The sequence below is a fragment of the Geomicrobium sediminis genome, assembly GCF_016908595.1.
Lineage (GTDB): Bacteria > Bacillota > Bacilli > Bacillales > Marinococcaceae > Geomicrobium_A > Geomicrobium_A sediminis.
In genome coordinates, this window is sequence record NZ_JAFBEC010000017.1 from 1 (window position 1) to 21,067 (window position 21,067).

Below are 21,067 nucleotides of genomic sequence, written 5' to 3' on the forward strand. Positions count from 1 at the left end.
TCCGTTCTTTTCTCTATTATAACAAAGCGTGGTTATGATTCGGCGTCTATAAATAAGAAAAAGCTGTTGAGAAATGACTTTCTCAACAGCCTGAACGGAAGAGTATTCGACTCTTCCGTTTTAGTTATTAGCTTGTCTTTTTGCGAGCCGCTTGTCGGTCAAATGAGATTTGAAAATCAGGGGAACTACTGTGGCCCTGGAACTTGCGTCGTGCAGCTTTTAGCTCTGCTTCTAAAGCATTGAAAATACGGTCGAGATGTTCCTCGGAGTAATCATAATTATTCCGGTTTGATAAATTTCCGATTAAACGGATTTTCTTTACAGTCTCTTCAGTACGTCTTTTCGCAATGCGTTCGAATTTGGAGAGTTTGTCTTCCATGGGCTTGTACCCCTTTCAATATCGTTTCCTTAATTCTAAATAATTCACAGGTAGAAATAAATTATAATTTGTAACTAATAATATGAATTTTTAATGTTTTTTTGTCGAATTCATGTAGATTTTACCGATTTAGCTAGTAATTGAAAGTAATTGGGTAAAAAGATCTAATGAAAAATAAAATAAAACGAGTGCACAACCGAACATAACAATTCGCATCACATGTTCGTTAATGAGGTTCCTCGAAAAGTGAACGGTGAAGGCAATGTTTAAATTCCAAAAGATCACACCCGTAATAATCAATGCACTATAAAGAATTGCCTGAGCCAGTGTCGTATCATTCATAAGCATCGTTAATGTCGAACCGAAAATACCGAACCAAAAAACAAAATTTAACGGATTAAAAATGGCGATTGCAAAACCAGTCCAATACGAAGAACCGGCAGTTGTGCGTGTTTGTAATTGCTTAAGTACATTCCCTCTAAATACGGCGAGCAACGTGGTAATCGATAAGTAAACGAGTAGCGATCCACCAATAATAATAATCATCATTTGTACGAACTTCTGTTCAATAAAATGGGACAGGCCAAAAAAAATAACAACGAGGAAAATTAAATCAGCGGTCATTGCGCCTAAGCCTACGAGCCATGAAGGTAAAAACCCACCACTAATGCCACGCTTAATCATTTCAATGTTAACCGGACCAACAGGTGCAGCTAAACTTACACCGAGTATCAACATTTTAAACACAATTAATACTTCCATCGTTTGTCCACCTCATTGCACTATATGTTTTGAGAACTTGTCTATACATAAATGATTAGAATCATCGTACATATATATCATTGTCTACACGTGAGAGGAGGACTTGGCATTCGTCTTGAATTACTCGAAGATGTTGAGCGCTATTATGAGAACGTTTTTAAAGATCAAGATGATTGGGCAAAAGATCAATTTCGGAGATTTTGCCATGATTTATTAAGTGAAGCCGATCCGTTTCCTTGTGTGCTCGGAGTGCAAGGTTTAAAAATGGGTGAGCTTGAATTTACATTTGTGCCAAAATCAGATCAAAATTATGAGAAATTAGCGGGTGAGCTCTCGAACTATGCGAGGACGAGTCGCACGTACGGTCGGAATACATCGTTTGTTGCTTTTTTTGAGCCGGATGTAGGCATGGATTCTTTGGAGCAGTATGAAAAGCGTTTTTGGAACGTATTAAATCAGCTTCATGACTTTGACAATCAACCTTGGCCAAATGATATACCGAAGCATCCAGATGATGCCTTATGGGAATTTTCGTTCATGGGTGAACCGATGTTTGTTGTATGCAATACACCGGCTCATCAAAAACGGAAAAGTCGGCATGCGAATACGTTTATGATTACGTTTCAACCACGCTGGGTGTTTGAAGACATTAACGGCAGTACAAAAAGGGGGCGGCATATTCAAGACATCGTAAGAAGTCATTTATATTCGTATGATGACGTATTACCCCACCCGTCATTAAAATGGTACGGCGAAAAAGGATCACACGAGTGGAAGCAATATTTTTTGTACGATCATAACGAGCCGTTGGAAATGAAGTGCCCGTTTCACATGAAAGGAGATAATATGGAAACAAAAATTCAACAGAACTTCGGTGGAAAGATGCTTCAAGTAATAGAAGAATTGTTACCTAAAGGGAAAACTGGAAGTGTTGAAGTACAGCGCGATTTACCATACAAAGCTCATAAACCGCATACCCATCCGAACGATGAAGTGTTGCACATTGTTGCAGGTTCGTTGACGTTCACCGTTGATAATGTTAAGTATGAATGCGGTGAAGGAGATCGAATTTCTTTACAAAAAAACTCACTGCATAGTTCAGTTGCAGGCCCAGAAGGTTGTACGTACATTATCTCTGTATTAGATTAACAAATCTTTTCAGCATGAATGTTCGTCTTCTTATTCATACTACGGATGGGAGGAGAGGATTCTATGCAACAACAACCATTCAATCAAAATCACACTCAAGCTGGAAGCGTCAATATGAACCATGGTGGTCATGAGCTGTTTGATGCCCACGAAATGTTGGCAACAACTGTGAATGTGCTAGACCAGTATATGATTTTCAGGCCGTATGTGAAAGACCAGCAACTATTGTCGATTTTAGACCATCAATACGGGTATATTACGACCCAATACAATCGCATGGTAGAAGCATTTTCTACTGGTCAAAAGCCAACAACATCAATTGGGCCTTATGAAATGGATGCCTCAACGGATGTAACGTATGGCATTACACCGAGCCAGCCGAAAAAACCGAACGCAAACTTATCTGAAGTAAAAGAGACGGGAATCTCTGCTCACATGCTAGGTTTAATTAAATCGACGTCTTCGTTGTTTGCAATGGCAGCACCGGAAGTGACTCACCCTGTATTTCGACGCGTAATTGCTGACAGCATTCCTGATTGGATTGAAATGGCGTATGAAATCTTCTTGTACCAAAATAAACACGGCTATTATCAAGTACCAAAGCTACAGCAAGCGGATATGACAGCAATGTTGAATAGCTTTACGACGAGCTCGACAAATATTAAAACGAGCACCACGCATCTGCATTAACGCACTGGGGGACAGTCCCCCAATGCGTTAATTAGATAAAGCACTTGTGCGAAAGCAAACGCCTGTTGACCATCGTGTCAACAGGCGTTTGCTATACGTTTTGTTCTTTCTTAAATGGTTAAGTAAGGATGCAATGCTCTGAGTTCTTCAACTGAAGCAATATCGCGTTCTTGCAATGGTACGAACACTTTGGATTGGTTCGTGAAACGTTGTTGAATTTCTTCTTTGTAACCCTCTTCCAATTGCTTACGTTGCTTGAAAAATGCAGAATTGTTCGCTTCATCAGGTAAGCACTTATTTACGATTAAACCGCTTACGTCCATTTGATGCTTTTTTAACTGTTCGATCGCACGGTCTGTTTCTTCAATCGGTAGCTTCTCTGGGGTTAGCACATAAAGAAATCGAGTCTTTTCGTTATCAAGTAACCACGTTCTGGCTAATGAGAACTTTCGTTTACGTTCCATTAACGTTTGATAAATCGGGTCTTCGACAGGTTCACCGTCATTGAGCAACGAACTGTAGTTGTCTGTGACAACCTTTCTACGCTTCAACATCCCATTAATCCACGCTTCCATAAGTTCAGGCAAAGTAAGCAGACGGATGGTATGACCTGTCGGAGCTGTATCAAAGATAATCGAATCGTACGTAGACGTATGTTCCAAAATAATTGAAACGAGTCTGTCAAACAGGGCACTTTCATCTGCGCCGGGAGAAGAAGCCGCTAAGTCGATTTGTCGATGAACTTCAGGTAAGCGATGTGCATGGACAAGCCCTTTAATATTCTCTTTAACACCCTTAATGTAGCGCTTCGATTCTTCTTGAGCGTTGATTTCAAGACCATCTAACTGTTTCGTAAGTGAAGTGACCTTATGACCGATGCGCTTTTGAAAAAGATCTTGAAGGTTGTGCGCAGGGTCTGTGGAAACGAGTAAAACACGCTTGCCTAGGTCCGCTTGCTGTAAAGCAAAGGCGGAGGAAGACGTCGATTTACCGACGCCTCCTTTCCCACCGAAAAAAACAATCTTGTGTGTAGTCATCGCTTGTTCACCTCTTGTAGCGATTAGCAACAGCGGATTTGGTCAAGGGGGGACTTCTCCATGCCCATGCGCAAATGCCAATCGTGGAATTGCTCAATGATATGAGGGTACATTTCTAGTGTGTAATAAGATACCGGATTCGGTAGGCCAAGCATTTCCGAGAAGCATAGTAAATGAAATAAATCATCTTCATCGCGCAGCTCGCGCTTTACATCTGCTTTATGAGGAAGACTTAAGACTTCATCGTACCACACTAATGCTTGAGCAATTTTTTTTGAGAAATTCATGGGATTCTCCTATACGTCTAAATCTTGGTTTGTGTCGTTTTTCTTCTTAAATATAAAGATCGCTTCTAAACAAATCCAAGAGGCGAATACAAAGACAATTGAACCGATTCCAAACAATAGCCATTCTCCTGATGGGAGCCATTCGGTCGTAAGTTGAATGAACATTGCCGATAGTGTCATCGTAAGAAGGAAGATCATCGGTATGAGTGTGATGAAATAATTTCTTCCGAGTTTTCTGAGCCAAATCGTGATGAGGAGGAGAGTAATACCTGCTAGCAATTGGTTTTGAGTGCCGAACAGTGGCCATAGTAAGTAACCACCTGAACCAAATCCACGATCATCTCCTGGCATCATAACGAGAGCCATGCTCGATGCAACAGCAATGGAAGTAGCAACGTGCTTTTTCGTTAATGTAGGCACTTTATATTCAGTCGCAAGTTCAGCGATAATATAGCGCATTAATCGCACTGACGTATCAAGCGTTGTTGCCGCAAAGCTGATTACGATAACGGCAACGATCGTTTCTGCAACATGAGCGGGGATCATTAAGCCGGTTGCAAGTTGCCCAGCACCTGCAATGAAATTATTAAGCCCTGTTTCATTTGCAACGTTAAAGCTAGTGTATGCTTGATTAAACGCATCGGCAGAAGCAAACAGCGTCGTAACAGCAATGATGGAGAGCAATGCAAGTACGCCTTCACCAACTGCTCCTAAGTAACCGACCATGCGAGAATCCGGTTCGCGACGAATTTGTTTGGATGAAGTTCCCGATGCAACAAGGGCATGAAAACCAGAAATTGCACCACAGGCGACAGTGATGAATAACAATGGAAACCAAGAAACATCATCAACAGATCGAGTAGCTGGTGCAGTGACTGTAGGGTTTGTTACGAAAATGGCAAGGTAAAGCAAACCTAGGCCGACGACAAATTGTTGGGCATTGATGTAGTCTCTTGGCTGTAGTAATCGCCAAACTGGTAAAGTAGATGCAAAATACACATAAATGAATGAGACGACGATCCAAATTAAGAAAGCCATCGGAACAGCGCCCATTCCAAGAACAGTGCCTTCTTCGCCTCCGAAGTAACTGACTAAATCAATTTGTAATATAGGAAATTGAGCAGCGAGTACGGCTGTACCATACATAATGGCTAGAGCAATAATAGATGGGATCAGCATGCTTTTTTGACGCTTGTGGATCGCAACACCAATCCAAAGGGCGATCGGTATTTGAATGAATATTGAGATAACACTTGCCGGGAAGCTAATAAAAAGGTTTGCAACAACCCATGCAAATACGGCATTTACCATAACAACGAGGAGCAAAATAATGAACAAAAATAATAGCTTCCCACGACGACCAATGAGTTTGTTGGCAATTGTTCCGACGGATTGACCTTTGTTCCGAACCGATAATGCAAGAGCACCAAAATCATGAACACCTGCGGCGAATACAGTTCCAAGGACAACCCATATAAACGCAGGTAACCAACCCCAATAGACGGCGATAGCTGGTCCTAAAATAGGTGCTGCCCCAGCAACAGAGGTAAAATGATGCGCCCAAACGACGGATCTCTTCGTTGGAACAAAGTCGACCCCATCATTGTATTGTTCTGCAGGGGTTTGGAAATTTGGGTCTAATCTGAATACTTTCTCGGCAATGTATTTAGAATAATAGCGATAACCGAGAGCAAATACGATCATTCCAATTAAAGCTAAACCAATACCAGGCATGATCAAACACTCCTTTCAAACGTGTTACGCTTAAGTATAAAGCCTTGGTCAACAATTTTGTAGGATTTATTTACAAAGTATTTAAAAGAACCGCAGCTAAATGGTGTAATATTTAAAAAATTTGGTTGCATCAACGATTTTTTCGTGGTAATTTAGAAGGGAAAAAGTGAAGATGATTCACTTGAGATTTAAATGTAAGGAGGCCTTTATACGATGAAAGGCACAGTAAAGTGGTTTAACGCAGAAAAGGGTTTTGGTTTTATTGAAAGAGAAGACGGGGACGACGTGTTTGTACATTTCTCTGCTATTCAAGTGGAAGGGTTTAAGACTCTCGAAGATGGTGAAACAGTAGAATTCGAAATCGTCGAAGGCGACAGAGGCCCGCAAGCGGCTAACGTTGTGCGTCCATAGAAATTAATGAAGTTGGAAGCGGTTGCATCGTTGCACCGCTTTTTTCTTTTTGATGGATCTAATAGGATAGGGGGGAGCTGTCAAACATAGAGTTTGGCGGTGATTGCGATGTTTAGCATAAAAGTTAATGAACACATACAGATTCATCTTATAGAAATGAACCATATTGAAGCGATGTATGAAGCTGTACATAACTCAAGAGCACATTTAAGGCGTTGGCTTCCTTGGGTTGATCAGGTAAAATCAATATATGACTATCAACCAATTATAGGTTCTTGGCTCCAACAATTTGCAGAAGGTAGAGGATTTCAAGCGGGAATTCGTTATGATGGTGAATTTGTCGGGATGATTGGCCTTCATGATATTGACTGGGCAAGTCGCAAAACGACGATGGGATACTGGTTATCGCAACAGGCTGTCGGCAAAGGAATTATGACGAAAGCTGTGGATGCTTGTCTTCATGTTCTTTTCGAAGAATATCAACTAAACCGTGTGCAAATTAATTGCGGTGTTGAAAATTTTGAAAGTCAAGGCATTCCTAAGCGCCTAGGGTTTGAATTGGAAGGGGTCGTTAAAGACGGAGAGTGGCTTTATGATCACTATCATGATTTATATCAATTCAGTCTTCTACGATCAACTTGGTTGGAGCGACAACAGGGATAGAGGAAAGGGAAGAACGTTGTACGATGGAAACAAACGATTATTTAGCATTTAAGAAATACGATCACCTGATCGTCAGTATTTTATTTACGATCGCTTATTTTTTGTACATTTTTGCAATGGCTTCATTTTCATTTCCTACGGTACTAATGATCATTGCGGTTATTTTTATCGCTTGGGCGATTTTTGAACGTCAAAACACAAGAGCACTATTAGCACAAATCATTCCGAAATATAAAGAAGTCATGAATTTTGAGCAGACGATTGCTCCAGAAGAACATCACAACTATCGTATTAGTTTGCGAATTAGCTTACTGATTGTTGGGACGGCTTTATTTGTTGTATCGATCCTACAATCATTTGGAACGATTGAAGTGGATGAGACGATGCTTACATTACCCGTCATTTATCCAATTGCACTCGTTGTCGTAAATGTGAACGTGCATTCGAGGTACAAACGGATGTTAGCTGAACGCAAACTGTCATAAAAATTGACATCTAGCCGTATGAGCGAGGAATAGTGATGATTATCTAGCTTTAGTTATCTCACTCGCTCGTACGGCTTTTTAGCGTAATTATCGCAATTAGCAGGTAATATATACGAATCAGTAAGTTTGAACCATTTTTAATATATGATAAGATAAGAAAAAGCTACGAGTCATACTTATTTCTAGGACAACGTAGTATCAGGTAAATAATAAGAATTTTAAGGGGAGAGTAACGAATGCGAAAATTCGGTCTTATTTTATTTCCAGCTGCAATTTTAGCGCTCGCTGCATGTGGAACGAGCACATCTGTTGAGGATTTTCAAGAGAACGGGGTAACGTTAGGTGTTGCTAACGAAGAACCATACGGATACATAGACACAAGCACAGACGAAGCAACGGGAGCGAGTGCTGAGATTGCTCGAGCTGTATTCGAACGTATGGGTGTTGAAGTCATTGATGCAGAAGTTTCGGATTGGGATAACCTGATTCCTAGTTTAAATGCTGGCAACTATGATGTTGTTACGGCGGGCATGGACGTTCAACCAGAGCGTTGTGAAAATGCTTCTTTTGGTGATATTGAATATAGTTATGGTGAAGGAATGGCAGTACAAGCTGGGAACCCAATGGATCTTCATAGTTATGAAGATGCAGTTGAAGCAGGGGCGACAATTTCAGTGATGTCTGGAGCGAATCAATTCGGCATGCTAGAAGCGATTGCTGAAGAAAAAGGGCTCGATCCTGAAGCAGACTTGAACATTATGCCAGCGAATGACATCCCAGGGAACATAGCAGCCGTTGAATCAGGCGATGCAGATGTTACTGTGATGACAGATGCGACGATGAACGCAGCGATTGCGACAGCTGATGAGAATTTAATTGAACAACCAGAGAACTTCACAAACCCAGTAATTGAAGGTGAAGAGCAAGTTGCTTACGGTGCAGCGCTATTCCGTAGTGACGATGATGAATTGCGTGAAGCATACAACGAAGCGTTAGCGGATTTACAAGGTAGTGACGAGTTTGTCGCAATCTTAGAAGAATTCGGGTTTAGTGCGGACAATGTCGTTGAAGGTGTAACAACAGAAGATCGTTGTAATGCAGGTGGAGATGAAGGCTAAGCGTAAGCTTTAATCGATGAAGCACGGCGGGAATACAAACGGCCGTGCTTTTTTACATCACAAGATTAAGCAAGAAAGAGGAGACTGAAGATGTTCACTAACATCGATACATTTTTACCGTATATATTAGGTGGATTAACGACGACCGTACAAGCATTTCTGTTTGGTGCAGTTCTCGCGTATTCGATTGCTATTGTTGCTGGTCTTGCAAGGACGAGCCGGCTTGCAATTGTTCGTGGTGCTGCAACGGTTTTTGTTGAACTTTTTCGTGGAACTTCTTTACTCGTGCAAATGTTCTTCTTTGCATTTGCTTTTCCGGCATTAATGCCATTTACAATGTCGACGTTTATTGCTGGTGGTTTGGCCCTTGGTCTTAACTATGGCGCATATGCATCAGAAGTCGTAAGAGGAGCGGTACTAGCTGTACCTAAAGGGCAAAAAGAAGCTGCGATTTCTTTAAATATGTCTAAATTTCAAACGATGCGAAGAGTCGTTTTGCCTCAAGCGTTTCGTCTCATGTTGCCTGGGCTTGGAAACAATGCGATTGAACTCTTAAAAGGGACGTCACTCGTTTACTTTATTTCTTTAGCAGATATGACGTTTAACGCGAACATATTAAGAAGTTCTAATACGTCACTCGCAGCACAAGTTGAGATCTATACATACTTGTTGCTCGTCTATTTCGTACTGGCGTTGCCGCTCGTGTTCCTTACTCGTTGGCTTGAGAAACGTGCTTCGAAAGGAGTGAGTACAGCATGACGTGGGATTGGGCATTTGCATTTGAGATTTTTCCAAGAATACTACAAGGGGTTGGCGTAACGATTGGTGCAACGTTTTCTGCCTTTGCAATTTCATTAACACTTGGTCTCGTTTTAACGTTACTTAGAAGGTTGTCGTTCAAACCGTTATCGTTAACTGTTGCAGGAATTATTGAGTTTATACGCGTAACACCGCCGCTTGTCCAGTTGTTCTTCGTTTATTTTGCGTTTGATATGGGACCGTTTTTAACAGGTGCAATTGTGCTTGGTGTTCATTACAGTACGTACGTGTCTGAAGTTTATCGCTCAGGAATTAATTCAGTTCCTAAGAGTCAGTGGGAAGCAAGTCGTGCATTAAACTTTTCACCGGTTCAAACGTGGCGGAAAGTCGTGTTACCTCAAGCGATTCCTCCAATTATTCCGATGCTCGGAAATTACTTAATTATCTTATTCAAGGAAACGCCTTTGTTAATGGGGATTTATGTCACAGAAATGATGATGATTGCTCGTTCTATTGGTGCAGAAACGTATCGCTTCTTAGAACCAATCACAATTGTAGGGTTCATATTCCTCGTTCTAAGCTATCCGTGTGCTTTATTTATCCGATACTTGGAGCGAAGATCTGGTCAAATTCCTGGAAGCGCTGAAAAGGGAGTGAAAGCATGACAGAAGTAGCGGAGAATTTAGAGCCGGCACGAGAGGTGATCGTTCGGTACAATAACGTTAAGAAAGCGTTTGGTATCAATATTGTGCTGAACGATTTAAATCTTGATGTATATAAAGGAGAGAAAGTTGCGCTGATTGGACCATCTGGTTCAGGGAAAACGACGATTATCCGAATGTTGATGACGCTCGAACAACCATCATCAGGAACGATTGAAATCGATGGTGAGCACCTTTGGCATAAAGAAGTAAATGGTCAATTAAAGGATGCGGATGAAAAGCATCTACGAAAAGTCCGTGGCAAGATTGGTATGGTGTTTCAGCAGTACAACTTATTTCCGCATATGTCAATCATGCGAAATTGTACAGAAGCACCTATTCACGTTTTGGGTCTATCGAAAGATGAAGCGAAAGAGCGCGCATTGCAAATGTTACAAAAGGTTGGATTAAGTGACAAAGTGGATATGTACCCATCCCAGCTTTCTGGTGGACAACAGCAACGTGTTGCGATTGCAAGGTCCCTCGTTATGCAACCGAAAGTGATGTTGTTTGACGAAGTGACAGCAGCTTTAGATCCGGAGCTCGTCGGAGAGGTGCTTGAGGTCATCAAAGACATTGCATCAGAAGGTGAGACGACGATGATGCTCATCACCCATGAAATGGATTTCGCTCGTGATGTGGCGGATCGTGTCTTGTTTTTAGACAATGGTTTAATTGCAGAACACGGCACACCTTACGATGTCATCGAGAATCCACAAAGTGATCGCTTGAAATCATTCCTTGGTCGATTTAATAGTGCTCACTAAAGGTAGAAGGCTTTGGGAATTTCCCGAGGCCTTTTTTTACGTTATTATAAGAGATAGGTGGTGAATAGAGATGAATGAAAATGTTAGAGAGACTCATCCGCTTATCTATTGTATAACGAATGATGTGGTTATGAATTTCACAGCAAACGGTCTGCTAGCAGTTGGGGCAGCTCCTGTTATGAGTAAGCAACCAAAAGAAGCAGCAGATCTGGCTACAGCAGCTAATGGACTTCTATTAAATATGGGGACGCTTACCGATGTTCAGTTTGAAGCTATGAGGAATGCAGGCGTTTCAGCGAATCAAAACAATGTCCCAATCGTATTCGATCCTGTGGCAGTAGGTGCAACTACTTTTCGCTCACAATCAGCGGTACAATTGCTTGAACAAATTGAGGTGACCGTTGTTCGTGGGAACAGTGGGGAAATTGCTTCATTAGTAGGGATGGAAGCGAACGTACGAGGCGTAGATGGTTCTAGTGCAATTGACACGAGCGCGATTGCCAAAAAAGCGGCGAAAGAGCTTAACACGATTGTTTGTGTGACCGGTGAAACGGATGCTGTAAGTGACGGAGAACAGACGATTACAATTACAAGTGGCCACGAGTGGTTAACGAAAGTTGTCGGTACAGGTTGTCTACTCGGTGCAATTATTACAGCTTACATTAGTACTCACCAAGAGAACACATTAGAAGCGGTAGCTAGTGCCCTCGTTGATTATGGATTATGTGCGGAGGCAGCGCATACGCGTAGCGAGCCATATGGAATTGGAACGTTTCAACAGTCATTTCTTGATGAGTTGTCAAAAAGAACAAGCAACACGACGCTTAGTAAAGAGCATTTTGTATACGTATAAACAAAACTCCCGTAAATCCACTCTAAATAGGAGAGGACATCGGGAGTTTTGTTTGTTTAGACATCGCGTTTTGAAGAAGTTCTAAAGAAGACGAAAGCCATACCTGTACTGATTGCTACCATAATGAAAGAAAAACCAAGAATTGCTAACAAACCAGCTGGTGTCATCATCATCAACCTCTCGACATAGTGACATCCTTAACGTAAGTGTAGCGCTTTCATATAAATTAAGCAAGAAATTTCAGTAAATTACAAAAGCAATCAACTATACGGGCGATCCCCTTTGCGCATAGAGTATTGTAAAAGGAGGATGAGCTATGGGCTGTCATAGTGGTAATAAAAAGCATGAACCAAAAATTCCGTGTCTAGATCAACACCAACATCAACATCGATGCGGATGTGGCTGTTCATGTGTATGTAAAGAGGTCGAGTGGATTTTAAAGCATCAAACAGATGGATGTTCACAGTCTTGTTATTGCTTATCGTTAAAAAACGAAGGTAACTATGGAACAATTCCTGTTCTATTTAAAACATTCCACAATCATTTACTTTATGCGTTTGGAAAAGATCGCTTCGGTGAATCGTTTGTTACCGTTTATTTTCGAGTAAAAGACATTGACGATGAAGGGTGCGTAACTCTTGAATTACTGAGACCTTCAACGCCAATTGTTGTACCAGAAAGCGCAACGCAAATTCCCATTCAAAGTGTGAATGTGGATCAAGTACAATTGCAAAGAACGTGGCAATATGCAGTTGTTGATTGTCATGCGCTTTGCCAAGTGCAATGTCTAGATCCAAATTTAGTTAGACGTTGAAACTTCTTATACCGATGAAACGTATAAAGAGTGTTAGAATAAATGTAGATAATCATCGCAAGAGGAGATGAATAACTTGAATACATCATCGGTTCTCAAGTGGGTCACAGGTGGTATAGAGGCTTTCTTTGCAATTCCTCTGTTAGGATGGCTCATTTATACGCATACGTTTCCTGGTTTATTTTTATTGCTTCTTGGACTACACATCGTAACGTTAGTCCTTAGTATAAAAGATGGCAAAAACAAACACGGCAGTATATTAGGAATTGTAACGGCATGCCTCGCTTGGATTCCAATCATTGGTTGGATTATGCACATGATAACAGCGTTGCTTCTTATGGTTGATGCAAAGCGTTCAGAGCGAGCTATAGAAATGTAGAAAAGGCTAACAAAATTGTTAGCCTTTTTTATATAACAACTGTAGACAAAATTAACCTGTTATAATACAATAACTGTACAAGGAAAAATACACGAGGAGGAACGGACGATGAAAAAAACTGAACTTTTAAAAGAGTCAAACCGATGTCAAGATTGTGGGGAGAAACTTCCGACAAAAGCGGATCGTTTCTTTACTCAGTGTGAACGTTGTTTACGACATGTCGAGCATAGTTAAACACCAGGTTTCCTGGTGTTTTTTATTTTGAGGAAGAAAGTTCTAGTGTAGACAACTAGGGCTTTCTTGTTTATTAGCAAAAAAAAAAGACTACCAATTGGTAGCCTTTTCTCACTGTATTAGAACTGTTCAGTCTCAGTAGAGCCAGCAAGAGCTGTTGTGGAAGAAGTACCAGAAGAGATCGTTTGTGCGACTTCATCAAAATACCCTGTACCAACTTCACGTTGATGCTTTGTTGCAGTATAGCCACGAGACTCAGCTGCAAATTCGTTTTGTTGTAGCTCAGAATAAGCTGCCATTCCATGATCTCTGTACTTTTCTGCAAGATCAAACATGCTGTAGTTCAATGAGTGGAAGCCAGCGAGTGTAACAAACTGGAATTTGTAACCCATCTTTGCAAGTTCATCTTGATATTGCTCAATTGTTGCTTGATCAAGGTTTGCTTCCCAATTGAAGGATGGGGAACAGTTGTAGGCAAGCATCTTGTCTGGGAATTTCTCATGGATAGCATCCGCAAATGCTTGAGCTTCTTCAAGGCTTGGCTTAGACGTTTCACACCAAATCAGATCCGCATAAGGTGCGTAAGCAAGGCCACGAGCGATCGCTTGGTCGATGCCAGCTTTTGTTCTGTAGAACCCTTCAGACGTTCGTTCACCAGTGATAAATGCAGCATCTGCAGGATCGATATCACTCGTAATTAAATCTGCTGCATCGGCATCAGTACGAGCAATGAGTACAGTAGGAGTGCCTGACACATCAGCGGCAAGGCGTGCTGCAATTAAATTCTGTACGGCGTTTTGTGTAGGAAGTAGAACTTTACCACCGAGGTGACCGCATTTCTTCTCAGAAGCGAGTTGGTCTTCTAAGTGAACACCAGAAGCACCTGCTTCAATCATGCCTTTTACGAGTTCAAAAACATTTAATTTTCCGCCAAATCCAGCTTCAGCGTCCGCGACAATTGGCATGAAGTAATCAATATCGCCTTTGCCTTCCATATGTTGAACTTGATCAGCTCTGCGTAATGCGTTATTGATACGCTTTACGACTTGAGGTACCGAGTTTGCTGGATACAAACTTTGATCTGGATACATTTCGCCAGCAATGTTTGCATCAGCGGCTACTTGCCATCCGCTAAGATAAATCGCTTTCAATCCAGCTTTTACTTGTTGAACTGCTTGATTACCTGTTAATGCGCCGAGCGCATGTACTTTATCCATAGAGTGTAGTTGAGACCAAAGTTTGTTTGCACCTGTTTTTGCAAGCGTGTGTTCAATTTCAAGAGAGCCGCGTAGTTTAAGCACTTCCTCCGCTGAATAAGGACGCTCGATTCCGTTCCAACGCGATTCATTTTCCCACTGTTGTTGTAATTCTTTTTCTGTCGTCATGTTTCCCAACTCCTTTGTATTATAACAGTTAGTTCTTATGCTATTTAATATATAACAACAAACTCTGTTATGCAACACTTTTTCGTCAATTCATACAATTAATTTAATTTATGGACGAAAGAACGATAAAAAAACCTTGATCACTTAGGATCAAGGTTCAGAAATCAATTAGTTAAGAATGGTTACACTTACGGTTTGGCGACCGAAGTTCAGTGCTTCTTCACGAGTTGGAACGTGAAGATCGATTTTGTTTCCGTTAATCGCACCGCCAGTGTCTCCAGCAATCGCTTCTCCATATCCTTCAACGTAAACGCGACTACCTAGTGGAATGACATTAGGGTCAACGGCAACAACATTGGCATGCGGATCATTTCTTAGATCAATCCCTGTTGCTGTAATCCCTGAGCATCCATCACAATAAGCGGTATATGCAGTTGCTTCCATTTGAATCGTTGTTCCTTCTGGACTGCTTGACGCGTTGTTGTTTTGTGACTCAGTAGCTGTTGCTTCCTCGGTACTTGCTGATGCCGCTTCTTGCTCAGGTTCTTCACTTGTTGCAGGTTCTTGCTCTGTTGTAGCAGTAGGACTAAACGTCATCATCGCTGAAAATGTTTTCGGTCCAGCAACGCCGTCAGTAGAAAGTCCAGCATCGGATTGAAATCCTTTTACAGCCTCTTCAGTAAGTGGTCCAAAAATCCCATCAACTGTGCTACCAAAATATCCAAATGCTTGTAGGTCACTTTGTAAATGTTCAACGAGCGTATTTTCATCGCCCTTCTCTAGACTGTATAAGGCACTCAATGTTTGGGGGCCAGCAATACCATCTACGAGCAAACCTTTTGTTTCTTGATAACTAGAAACTGCATCCTGTGTAGTTGAATCAAAGACTCCACTTGCATCGTCTGCAGATAAGTATTCTGCCTCTACGAGTAACTCTTGCAACTTCTCAACGTGTTCATGTTCCATACCGTCTTGCAAATTCTCACTACCAAAATCGCTAGCATCTGCTGTTAGAGGTACAAAAAGCAGTGCAACGAGTGTTACTGCAATTGCAACAAAATGAGAACAGTGAATCTGTTCAACAAATTTCAATTTCCCCATGAAGCTAACTCCTCCTCTTGGCGTGCTTAGTCACTTGTTTTATCACTAGCATCCTAGCAAGTAAATCAAGTGGGACACAAGAGGTTTGTGGACAATTTAACAGCACTGAAAACACCTTGTAATATGTGAGATGTATTCATTACAAGTATCGTTCGGTTGTAACAAAGTCGGAGTTTGTTAGTCCTTGTCGCAATTGCAGTGCTTTCTTACGGGAAAATATGAACTTTAATGCTTATTTCTTGTCAGGTGGTGTTTCTTCGATAAAACCATGTCGAATAAACTGTTCGACCTCTGTAATCACGCCGATATCTTTTAATATGGTTAAGACGACCAAAAGTGCTGGACCTAAGAACAATCCAATTACACCGAGAACTTGGAAGCCGACAAACAAGGAGAAAAGGACAGCAAGCGTGTTCAGATTCATACTGACAGATAACACTTTCGGTTCAAGCGACTGACGTACAATGACGACAACGACATAAAGTACGAGCAGTGAAATGCCTAAGAAAATATCACCTGTAACGAGGCTATAAATTCCCCAAGGGATAAGAATGGTTCCTGTTCCTAAATAAGGAAGAATTTCTGCTAAACCAGTAATGAGAGCTAGAGTAATCGCGTATTCAACGTCCAAAACTAACAATCCAATCAACACGATCACTGTCGTAATTGTCATTAGAATTAGTTGGGCGCGAATAAATCCCCAAACCCTCGTTTTTACTTGTTCTGTAAACAAGACGAATTTCGTTTGAATGCCAACTGGAATCCTGCTTTGTAAGCTCGCTTTCATCGTGCCGATATCTTTACCAATAAAATAAACGGCAAGAATAACAAAGATAAGGGCAAACAAAAATACGGGTATTCCAGATACGATATTTGTCATACCGTTAGCAATTGATTGGGCGAAGTTACCTAAAATGCTGCCCACTTGATTACCTAGTTCGGTAATCCCTTGCTGCAACGTTTGTTGTTGCTCGCCAGAGAGGTTGTGAATAAACCAATTCATTTCTTGCCATATCGGTAAAATCAGTTGATTAAACATTTGCTGCAATTGCATGGCGCCTTGTTCAATCCAACCAGGAAGTTGATCAGAAATTTGTTGAACGATATAAATAATCAAAAACGTAATTCCTGTAATAATTCCCCCGAGTACAGAGATTCCAATGAGTACAGTCGTTAAAGAAGCGAGTGTTGATGGAAACTTGAACTTGATCTTTAACACCTTTAGCAACGGGGAGAAAAGCCAAGCAATGAATGCAGCAATAACAAATGGGTACGAAATGCGAAACAAATACGCTGACACGAGTAATGCAACAATCGCTGCGATAAACACACCAACAGCTCTTGCTACAACAAAAGCTTGTTCTTTAGTCATGAAGGTATCGCCCTTTCGGCAACAAGGGTAGGTGTTATGGATCGGCGCTTATTCACTAGACTTGCAAATCATATTCTATTATATACGCTCAGCATGCCCAGCTAGTACATAAAGAATAACGGTAGATGCAAGATGAGAGGAGAAATCGGTCGGATCTTGTTGAGGGTATACTTCAACGAAGTCCATTCCACAGAGTCCTTGTTTACCAAGTTCATGAATTACAGTAAGCAACTCATAAGAAGTTAGACCGTTTGTGTCAACTGGGCCTCCTGGGTTGTAAGCGTGATCTAAAACATCACTACAAATCGATAAATAAACGGCATCGACGTCTTTGCTCGCTTGTTTGTATAAATCACGAGCAAGTGCACGTAAATCGTTCGTTTCTTTAAACTCATTAACCGTTCTTGTGATTGCACCAGCGTTTCGTGCGAATTTACCACTTTCAGGTTTATTTCTCGGGCCATGAATACCAGCATGAACGAGAGAAGAATTCACAACAGCATCCATTTCATAGAGTCTTGCAAACGGAGTGTTCCGTGCATACAAGTCACCATTATAATCGTTCATGTTGTCATAGTGAGCATCAAGGTGGATGATTCCGAGCTTTTTACCAGGGTTACTTTCCGACCAGCCTTTTACAATAGGGTACGTAATGCTATGGTCACCACCTAAAGCAACTGGGAATATATTTTTATTCCATACGTCTTTTGAGAATGAAGAAATGCGATGCATCGTATTTTCTACTTCGGCAGGGATAATATCAACGTCTCCCATATCTGCAAGAGATAGCGATTCGAACACATCAATATGATCTAGCTCTGGTAAATAGCCACTGTACCTAGCTGATGCAATTCGCATTGATTTGGGTCCAAGTTCAACTCCGGTGTAATCGCCCCACGTGACTCCACCTTCCCAAGGAACGCCATAAATGACAACGTCTGCTCCTCGCTCATCTTTATCAACAGCCCACTTGGCTCCTAGAAAAGTCGGTGTGTTGCCGTAAACATATTCACTCATGAGTATCCCTCCAGCACTTATTCTGAGATTAATTGAACGAGATCTTCAACGTCAATGGCACCAAAGTACTTCTTCATGTTGAGCTCTTCTAGAGCTTTGCGAACATCATTTGCTTCGTGCTTTCTTCCTGTTAGTGCGTTTTCGACATCAGTTACATCACCTGTCCCAAAGAAATCACCAAAGATTGTCGCTTCTGTAATGGTTCCTTTACGAACTTTTAAACGGAAGTCAACGAGACCTGCAGTGAATTTCTTAGAACGTTTTATATCGTAGGTCGGGGATTTGCCGTAATTCCAGTCCCAGTTTTTGTAACGTTTATTTGAGATTTCATGAATTTGTTTCCAGTCATCTTCGGTTAATGTATATCGTTCAAAGTTCTCATCACCATCGAAGATGTGTAATAAGATCTTTTGTTTAAAGTCTTCCATAGAAAGAGGGTGATCAAGAAAATCATTAATGTTCGCTACGCGACTCCGAATGGATTTGATGCCTTTCGAGCGAATTTTTTCATCACTTACATTGAGTGCAGACACGACGTTTTCAATTTCGGAATCGAGCATAAGCGTACCGTGACTAAACATGCGTCCTTTTGTAGAAAACTGTGCATTGCCAGAGATCTTTTTTCCATCTGCGTGTAAGTCGTTACGTCCGCTAAGTTCAGCCGGAATACCGAGTTGGTTTAACGCTTCCACAACAGGCTCAGTAAATTTTTTAAAGTTGCTAAAGCTGTTGCCGTCATCTTTTGTAATAAAACTAAAGTTAAGGTTTCCGAGATCGTGGTAAACGGCTCCGCCCCCAGAAAGTCTGCGTACGACATGTAACTGATTGTCTTTTACGTAATCGCGATTGATTTCTTCAATTGTATTCTGGTTCTTGCCAATAATAATCGAAGGTTCATTAATATAAAATAATAAGTAGGTTTCGTCTTGATTTAATTTCGTTAAGATGTATTCCTCAATTGCTAAGTTCAGTGATGGATCAGTAATGTTCTGATTATCTACAAAGATCATTGTATTTGCCTCCTTACGTGCTACTCCTATTGTATAAAAGCTTGTTCATCATTGCACGTTTTCTGATTCTTTTATGCTATACTTGTACAAACAAGGAGTGATGATATGGGTACGCTAAGTCAAATTTGGCGTGACAATGCCGTTGAGCTCGTAAATGCATTGCGTGTTCATAAGAAAGAATTTATAATCGCTGTCTTAATTCTGATAATTGCGTCAATCGCTGGTGCGTTAACGAGCCAATTTATTGATTCTGGACGTAATGGAATCATTCGCTTCTATATTGGTGGGGTTTTTACTTCGTTTGTTTTGTTTAGTTTATATTTTGTGATCGATCAAGCGATTCGTGGTCGAAAGGTAATTGAATAAATAAGTAGCAATGCAAGAAATGGTAATCAATGTAGGATTAGAATCGACAAAAAGGGGGAACGAGATGCACAAGAAAGGATGATAATGAATGGCAGTAACAAAAGATGAAGTGCGTCAACTTGTCGATCGTTTAACTGAAGAGAACTTAGATGAAGTGTATAACTACTTGAAAGATCTTTTAGATAATGAAGAGGTAGAGCTAACTGATTCTGAAATTGAAGGCATACATGACCAAGATGCTTATTATGCGAATGAAGAAGAAGCTTCAGAAGTACAGAAGGTGAAAGACCTCTCTTCTAGAGGGCAATTGTAGAGAAAAGAAACGACTTATGCCCATTTGGGCATAAGCTTTTTTAATGTCAAAGCAAATGAGACAATCTCTCACAATCTCTAATGATCGTGTGAAAGTTTGTGAAAGGGTTTTTTTCTGTTTAAGAAGTATCAGAAACGGTAAAACATTAACTAGGCAAGCAAGAACAATCAACAAGAACCATAAAAAAGTACATTTGGTTTTATAATTTTAAGGAGGAAATATATCATGAATAAGAAATTATTGTACGGAGCACTTTCAGGAGTATTCGCAGTAGGGATGTTAGCAGCTTGTGGAGACGATGCTGAAGATCCAGCAGGTGAGCCAGGCGATGACATGAACGGTGGCGATGAAATGGCGCCAGAAGATGATGGCATGGAAGATGACGGCATGGACGATGGCATGGAAGACGATGGTCTAGAAGATGACCTCGAAGACGATGGCATGGAAGATGACGGTATGGATGATGATTTAGAAGACGATGGCATGGATGATATGGAAGATGACGACGACGATATGTAATCGTTAGAACGAAGCTCTGTAGATTTTCTACGGAGCTTCTTTTCTTTAATATAAGAAAAAGAGCATGATATGATACGGGGAGTAGGGGGGCGTATTATGGCCAAAAAGAAATACTACGTCGTTTGGAAAGGCAGAAAGCCTGGTATTTATACGACGTGGGCAGAGTGTGAAGCGGAGGTTAAGGGATTCAAAGGCGCCCGTTTTAAATCATATCCAACGTATGAGGAAGCTAAACGAGCGTTTCAATCTGGGAAAAGTGAGGTTGCATCAACACAAAAAAAGCAACCTACTCATACAACGAACCAGAACCAGAAAAAAACGTCGATTTATTATGAAACAACGAGTATTTCTGTCGATGCAGGGACACATGGAAACCCTGGACCTGTTGAGTACCAAGGGGTTTGGACTGAAGATGGACAAGTATTATTTAAAACAAAACCATACCCGTTAGGGACGAATAATATGGCAGAATTTCTAGCAATTGTCCACGCGCTCCAATTTCAAAAAGAGAAAAACCTAAACGTTCCAATCTATAGTGATTCACAAACAGCGATCGGTTGGGTGAACAAGAAGAAAGCGAAGGCAACACTTGTCGTTAATGAAAAAAGTAAGCCGATTTGGAACGATGTCTCAAAAGCAGAAGAGTGGCTACATGAACATGGTATCCCAAACCAAGTATTGAAATGGGAAACGAAAGATTGGGGAGAAATAAAGGCTGACTATGGACGGAAGTAACATAAAGTTTCGTTAATGGGAAAAAAT

Annotated in this window: 27 protein-coding genes; 17 read left to right on the top strand and 10 right to left on the bottom strand. The window is 41.0% G+C overall.

Going from position 1 to position 21,067, the window contains the following annotated elements; genetic code table 11:
- Positions 1-127 precede the first annotated feature (127 nt).
- Together JOD17_RS18880 and JOD17_RS18885 are read right to left on the bottom strand one after the other, a co-directional pair.
- On the bottom strand, positions 128-379 hold the full coding sequence (locus JOD17_RS18880) for a hypothetical protein (RefSeq protein ID WP_042361281.1): 252 nt from the start codon (positions 377-379) through the stop codon (positions 128-130).
- 129 nt (positions 380-508) lie between these two features.
- Positions 509-1,141, bottom strand: a complete 633-nt coding sequence (locus tag JOD17_RS18885) for a LysE family translocator (protein WP_204699539.1) — start codon at positions 1,139-1,141, stop codon at positions 509-511.
- 90 nt (positions 1,142-1,231) lie between these two features.
- Between JOD17_RS18885 and JOD17_RS18890 the strand changes: the two genes are divergently transcribed.
- Both JOD17_RS18890 and JOD17_RS18895 read left to right on the top strand, forming a co-directional pair.
- Positions 1,232-2,290 carry a YqcI/YcgG family protein gene (locus JOD17_RS18890; RefSeq protein WP_338028832.1) on the top strand — a complete coding sequence of 353 codons (1,059 nt, stop codon included), beginning with the start codon at positions 1,232-1,234 and terminating at the stop codon, positions 2,288-2,290.
- A gap of 63 nt (positions 2,291-2,353) precedes the next feature.
- Positions 2,354-2,980 (top strand): spore coat protein, encoded by a 627-nt coding sequence (locus JOD17_RS18895; RefSeq protein WP_204699541.1) that lies wholly within the window; start codon positions 2,354-2,356, stop codon positions 2,978-2,980.
- A 110-nt stretch (positions 2,981-3,090) separates the two neighbouring features.
- Here the strand turns inward: JOD17_RS18895 and JOD17_RS18900 are convergent, their stop codons facing one another.
- The 3 genes from JOD17_RS18900 to JOD17_RS18910 are packed head-to-tail and all read right to left on the bottom strand — an operon-like array spanning position 3,091 to position 6,038.
- Complete coding sequence (locus tag JOD17_RS18900; protein ID WP_204699542.1) at positions 3,091-4,017, bottom strand: ArsA family ATPase; 927 nt, start codon at positions 4,015-4,017, stop codon at positions 3,091-3,093.
- A 23-nt stretch (positions 4,018-4,040) separates the two neighbouring features.
- Complete coding sequence (locus JOD17_RS18905; RefSeq protein WP_204699543.1) at positions 4,041-4,304, bottom strand: cory-CC-star protein; 264 nt, start codon at positions 4,302-4,304, stop codon at positions 4,041-4,043.
- Between the two features lie 9 nt (positions 4,305-4,313).
- The gene (locus JOD17_RS18910; protein WP_204699544.1) at positions 4,314-6,038 is read right to left on the bottom strand and encodes a carbon starvation CstA family protein; all 1,725 of its coding nucleotides are present in this window, start codon (positions 6,036-6,038) and stop codon (positions 4,314-4,316) included.
- Between the two features lie 213 nt (positions 6,039-6,251).
- Here JOD17_RS18910 and JOD17_RS18915 point away from each other — a divergent pair, with 213 nt between their 5' ends.
- From JOD17_RS18915 to JOD17_RS21635, 11 genes are all read left to right on the top strand, one after another.
- Positions 6,252-6,449 (top strand): cold shock domain-containing protein, encoded by a 198-nt coding sequence (locus JOD17_RS18915; protein ID WP_042361292.1) that lies wholly within the window; start codon positions 6,252-6,254, stop codon positions 6,447-6,449.
- Positions 6,450-6,557: 108 nt separating this feature from the next.
- Positions 6,558-7,112 (top strand): GNAT family N-acetyltransferase, encoded by a 555-nt coding sequence (locus JOD17_RS18920; protein WP_204699545.1) that lies wholly within the window; start codon positions 6,558-6,560, stop codon positions 7,110-7,112.
- Between the two features lie 23 nt (positions 7,113-7,135).
- A complete protein-coding gene (locus tag JOD17_RS18925; RefSeq protein ID WP_204699546.1) occupies positions 7,136-7,597 on the top strand; it encodes a hypothetical protein in 462 nt (153 codons plus the stop codon).
- A 236-nt stretch (positions 7,598-7,833) separates the two neighbouring features.
- Entirely contained in the window at positions 7,834-8,715 is an 882-nt protein-coding gene (locus JOD17_RS18930) for a transporter substrate-binding domain-containing protein (protein WP_042420711.1), read from the top strand.
- A 90-nt stretch (positions 8,716-8,805) separates the two neighbouring features.
- Positions 8,806-9,474: an ectoine/hydroxyectoine ABC transporter permease subunit EhuC gene (gene ehuC / locus JOD17_RS18935; RefSeq protein ID WP_204699547.1), complete on the top strand. Its 669-nt coding sequence runs from the start codon at positions 8,806-8,808 to the stop codon at positions 9,472-9,474.
- On the top strand, positions 9,471-10,139 hold the full coding sequence (ehuD, locus tag JOD17_RS18940) for an ectoine/hydroxyectoine ABC transporter permease subunit EhuD (RefSeq protein WP_204699548.1): 669 nt from the start codon (positions 9,471-9,473) through the stop codon (positions 10,137-10,139). Before ehuC ends, ehuD begins: the two co-directional genes overlap by 4 nt.
- A complete protein-coding gene (gene ehuA / locus JOD17_RS18945; protein WP_239575740.1) occupies positions 10,136-10,942 on the top strand; it encodes an ectoine/hydroxyectoine ABC transporter ATP-binding protein EhuA in 807 nt (268 codons plus the stop codon). Before ehuD ends, ehuA begins: the two co-directional genes overlap by 4 nt.
- A gap of 70 nt (positions 10,943-11,012) precedes the next feature.
- Positions 11,013-11,795 (top strand): hydroxyethylthiazole kinase, encoded by a 783-nt coding sequence (gene thiM / locus JOD17_RS18950; protein ID WP_204699549.1) that lies wholly within the window; start codon positions 11,013-11,015, stop codon positions 11,793-11,795.
- Between the two features lie 316 nt (positions 11,796-12,111).
- The gene (locus JOD17_RS18955) at positions 12,112-12,609 is read left to right on the top strand and encodes a CotY/CotZ family spore coat protein (protein WP_204699550.1); all 498 of its coding nucleotides are present in this window, start codon (positions 12,112-12,114) and stop codon (positions 12,607-12,609) included.
- A gap of 76 nt (positions 12,610-12,685) precedes the next feature.
- A complete protein-coding gene (locus JOD17_RS18960; RefSeq protein ID WP_204699551.1) occupies positions 12,686-12,988 on the top strand; it encodes a hypothetical protein in 303 nt (100 codons plus the stop codon).
- A gap of 108 nt (positions 12,989-13,096) precedes the next feature.
- A complete protein-coding gene (locus JOD17_RS21635; RefSeq protein WP_275581901.1) occupies positions 13,097-13,222 on the top strand; it encodes a hypothetical protein in 126 nt (41 codons plus the stop codon).
- Positions 13,223-13,341: 119 nt separating this feature from the next.
- Here the strand turns inward: JOD17_RS21635 and aceA are convergent, their stop codons facing one another.
- The 5 genes from aceA to JOD17_RS18985 all read right to left on the bottom strand — a co-directional run bounded on the left by aceA (position 13,342) and on the right by JOD17_RS18985 (position 19,107).
- Positions 13,342-14,607, bottom strand: coding sequence for an isocitrate lyase (gene aceA, locus JOD17_RS18965; RefSeq protein ID WP_204699552.1), 1,266 nt, complete (start codon positions 14,605-14,607; stop codon positions 13,342-13,344).
- Positions 14,608-14,775: 168 nt separating this feature from the next.
- Complete coding sequence (locus JOD17_RS18970; RefSeq protein WP_239575742.1) at positions 14,776-15,708, bottom strand: peptidoglycan-binding protein; 933 nt, start codon at positions 15,706-15,708, stop codon at positions 14,776-14,778.
- A 232-nt stretch (positions 15,709-15,940) separates the two neighbouring features.
- Positions 15,941-17,080, bottom strand: coding sequence for a sporulation integral membrane protein YtvI (ytvI, locus tag JOD17_RS18975; RefSeq protein ID WP_204699553.1), 1,140 nt, complete (start codon positions 17,078-17,080; stop codon positions 15,941-15,943).
- Between the two features lie 78 nt (positions 17,081-17,158).
- A complete protein-coding gene (locus JOD17_RS18980; protein ID WP_204699554.1) occupies positions 17,159-18,097 on the bottom strand; it encodes an agmatinase family protein in 939 nt (312 codons plus the stop codon).
- A gap of 17 nt (positions 18,098-18,114) precedes the next feature.
- Entirely contained in the window at positions 18,115-19,107 is a 993-nt protein-coding gene (locus JOD17_RS18985) for a lipoate--protein ligase (RefSeq protein ID WP_204699555.1), read from the bottom strand.
- A 105-nt stretch (positions 19,108-19,212) separates the two neighbouring features.
- Here JOD17_RS18985 and JOD17_RS18990 point away from each other — a divergent pair, with 105 nt between their 5' ends.
- The 4 genes from JOD17_RS18990 (at position 19,213) to JOD17_RS19005 (ending at position 21,040) form a co-directional block, all read left to right on the top strand.
- A complete protein-coding gene (locus tag JOD17_RS18990; RefSeq protein ID WP_204699556.1) occupies positions 19,213-19,473 on the top strand; it encodes a hypothetical protein in 261 nt (86 codons plus the stop codon).
- 88 nt (positions 19,474-19,561) lie between these two features.
- Positions 19,562-19,786 (top strand): hypothetical protein, encoded by a 225-nt coding sequence (locus tag JOD17_RS18995; RefSeq protein ID WP_042420729.1) that lies wholly within the window; start codon positions 19,562-19,564, stop codon positions 19,784-19,786.
- Between the two features lie 225 nt (positions 19,787-20,011).
- Positions 20,012-20,305, top strand: coding sequence for a DNA primase (locus tag JOD17_RS19000; protein WP_204699557.1), 294 nt, complete (start codon positions 20,012-20,014; stop codon positions 20,303-20,305).
- A gap of 96 nt (positions 20,306-20,401) precedes the next feature.
- On the top strand, positions 20,402-21,040 hold the full coding sequence (locus JOD17_RS19005; protein WP_204699558.1) for a ribonuclease H1 domain-containing protein: 639 nt from the start codon (positions 20,402-20,404) through the stop codon (positions 21,038-21,040).
- The last annotated feature ends 27 nt before the right edge of the window (positions 21,041-21,067 follow it).

Coding starts and splice junctions, on each gene's coding strand:
- aceA (WP_204699552.1), bottom strand. CDS start 14,607: ATGACGACAGAAAAAGAATTACAACAACAGTGGGAAAATGAATCGCGT.
- JOD17_RS18970 (WP_239575742.1), bottom strand. CDS start 15,708: ATGGGGAAATTGAAATTTGTTGAACAGATTCACTGTTCTCATTTTGTT.
- JOD17_RS18885 (WP_204699539.1), bottom strand. CDS start 1,141: ATGGAAGTATTAATTGTGTTTAAAATGTTGATACTCGGTGTAAGTTTA.
- JOD17_RS18985 (WP_204699555.1), bottom strand. CDS start 19,107: ATGATCTTTGTAGATAATCAGAACATTACTGATCCATCACTGAACTTA.
- JOD17_RS18930 (WP_042420711.1), top strand. CDS start 7,834: ATGCGAAAATTCGGTCTTATTTTATTTCCAGCTGCAATTTTAGCGCTC.
- ehuC (WP_204699547.1), top strand. CDS start 8,806: ATGTTCACTAACATCGATACATTTTTACCGTATATATTAGGTGGATTA.
- JOD17_RS18880 (WP_042361281.1), bottom strand. CDS start 379: ATGGAAGACAAACTCTCCAAATTCGAACGCATTGCGAAAAGACGTACT.
- JOD17_RS19000 (WP_204699557.1), top strand. CDS start 20,012: ATGAATAAGAAATTATTGTACGGAGCACTTTCAGGAGTATTCGCAGTA.
- JOD17_RS18990 (WP_204699556.1), top strand. CDS start 19,213: ATGGGTACGCTAAGTCAAATTTGGCGTGACAATGCCGTTGAGCTCGTA.
- JOD17_RS18955 (WP_204699550.1), top strand. CDS start 12,112: ATGGGCTGTCATAGTGGTAATAAAAAGCATGAACCAAAAATTCCGTGT.
- ehuD (WP_204699548.1), top strand. CDS start 9,471: ATGACGTGGGATTGGGCATTTGCATTTGAGATTTTTCCAAGAATACTA.
- JOD17_RS18910 (WP_204699544.1), bottom strand. CDS start 6,038: ATGCCTGGTATTGGTTTAGCTTTAATTGGAATGATCGTATTTGCTCTC.
- JOD17_RS21635 (WP_275581901.1), top strand. CDS start 13,097: ATGAAAAAAACTGAACTTTTAAAAGAGTCAAACCGATGTCAAGATTGT.
- ehuA (WP_239575740.1), top strand. CDS start 10,136: ATGACAGAAGTAGCGGAGAATTTAGAGCCGGCACGAGAGGTGATCGTT.
- thiM (WP_204699549.1), top strand. CDS start 11,013: ATGAATGAAAATGTTAGAGAGACTCATCCGCTTATCTATTGTATAACG.
- JOD17_RS18925 (WP_204699546.1), top strand. CDS start 7,136: ATGGAAACAAACGATTATTTAGCATTTAAGAAATACGATCACCTGATC.
- JOD17_RS18905 (WP_204699543.1), bottom strand. CDS start 4,304: ATGAATTTCTCAAAAAAAATTGCTCAAGCATTAGTGTGGTACGATGAA.
- ytvI (WP_204699553.1), bottom strand. CDS start 17,080: ATGACTAAAGAACAAGCTTTTGTTGTAGCAAGAGCTGTTGGTGTGTTT.
- JOD17_RS18895 (WP_204699541.1), top strand. CDS start 2,354: ATGCAACAACAACCATTCAATCAAAATCACACTCAAGCTGGAAGCGTC.
- JOD17_RS18920 (WP_204699545.1), top strand. CDS start 6,558: ATGTTTAGCATAAAAGTTAATGAACACATACAGATTCATCTTATAGAA.
- JOD17_RS18995 (WP_042420729.1), top strand. CDS start 19,562: ATGGCAGTAACAAAAGATGAAGTGCGTCAACTTGTCGATCGTTTAACT.
- JOD17_RS18980 (WP_204699554.1), bottom strand. CDS start 18,097: ATGAGTGAATATGTTTACGGCAACACACCGACTTTTCTAGGAGCCAAG.
- JOD17_RS18900 (WP_204699542.1), bottom strand. CDS start 4,017: ATGACTACACACAAGATTGTTTTTTTCGGTGGGAAAGGAGGCGTCGGT.
- JOD17_RS19005 (WP_204699558.1), top strand. CDS start 20,402: ATGGCCAAAAAGAAATACTACGTCGTTTGGAAAGGCAGAAAGCCTGGT.
- JOD17_RS18915 (WP_042361292.1), top strand. CDS start 6,252: ATGAAAGGCACAGTAAAGTGGTTTAACGCAGAAAAGGGTTTTGGTTTT.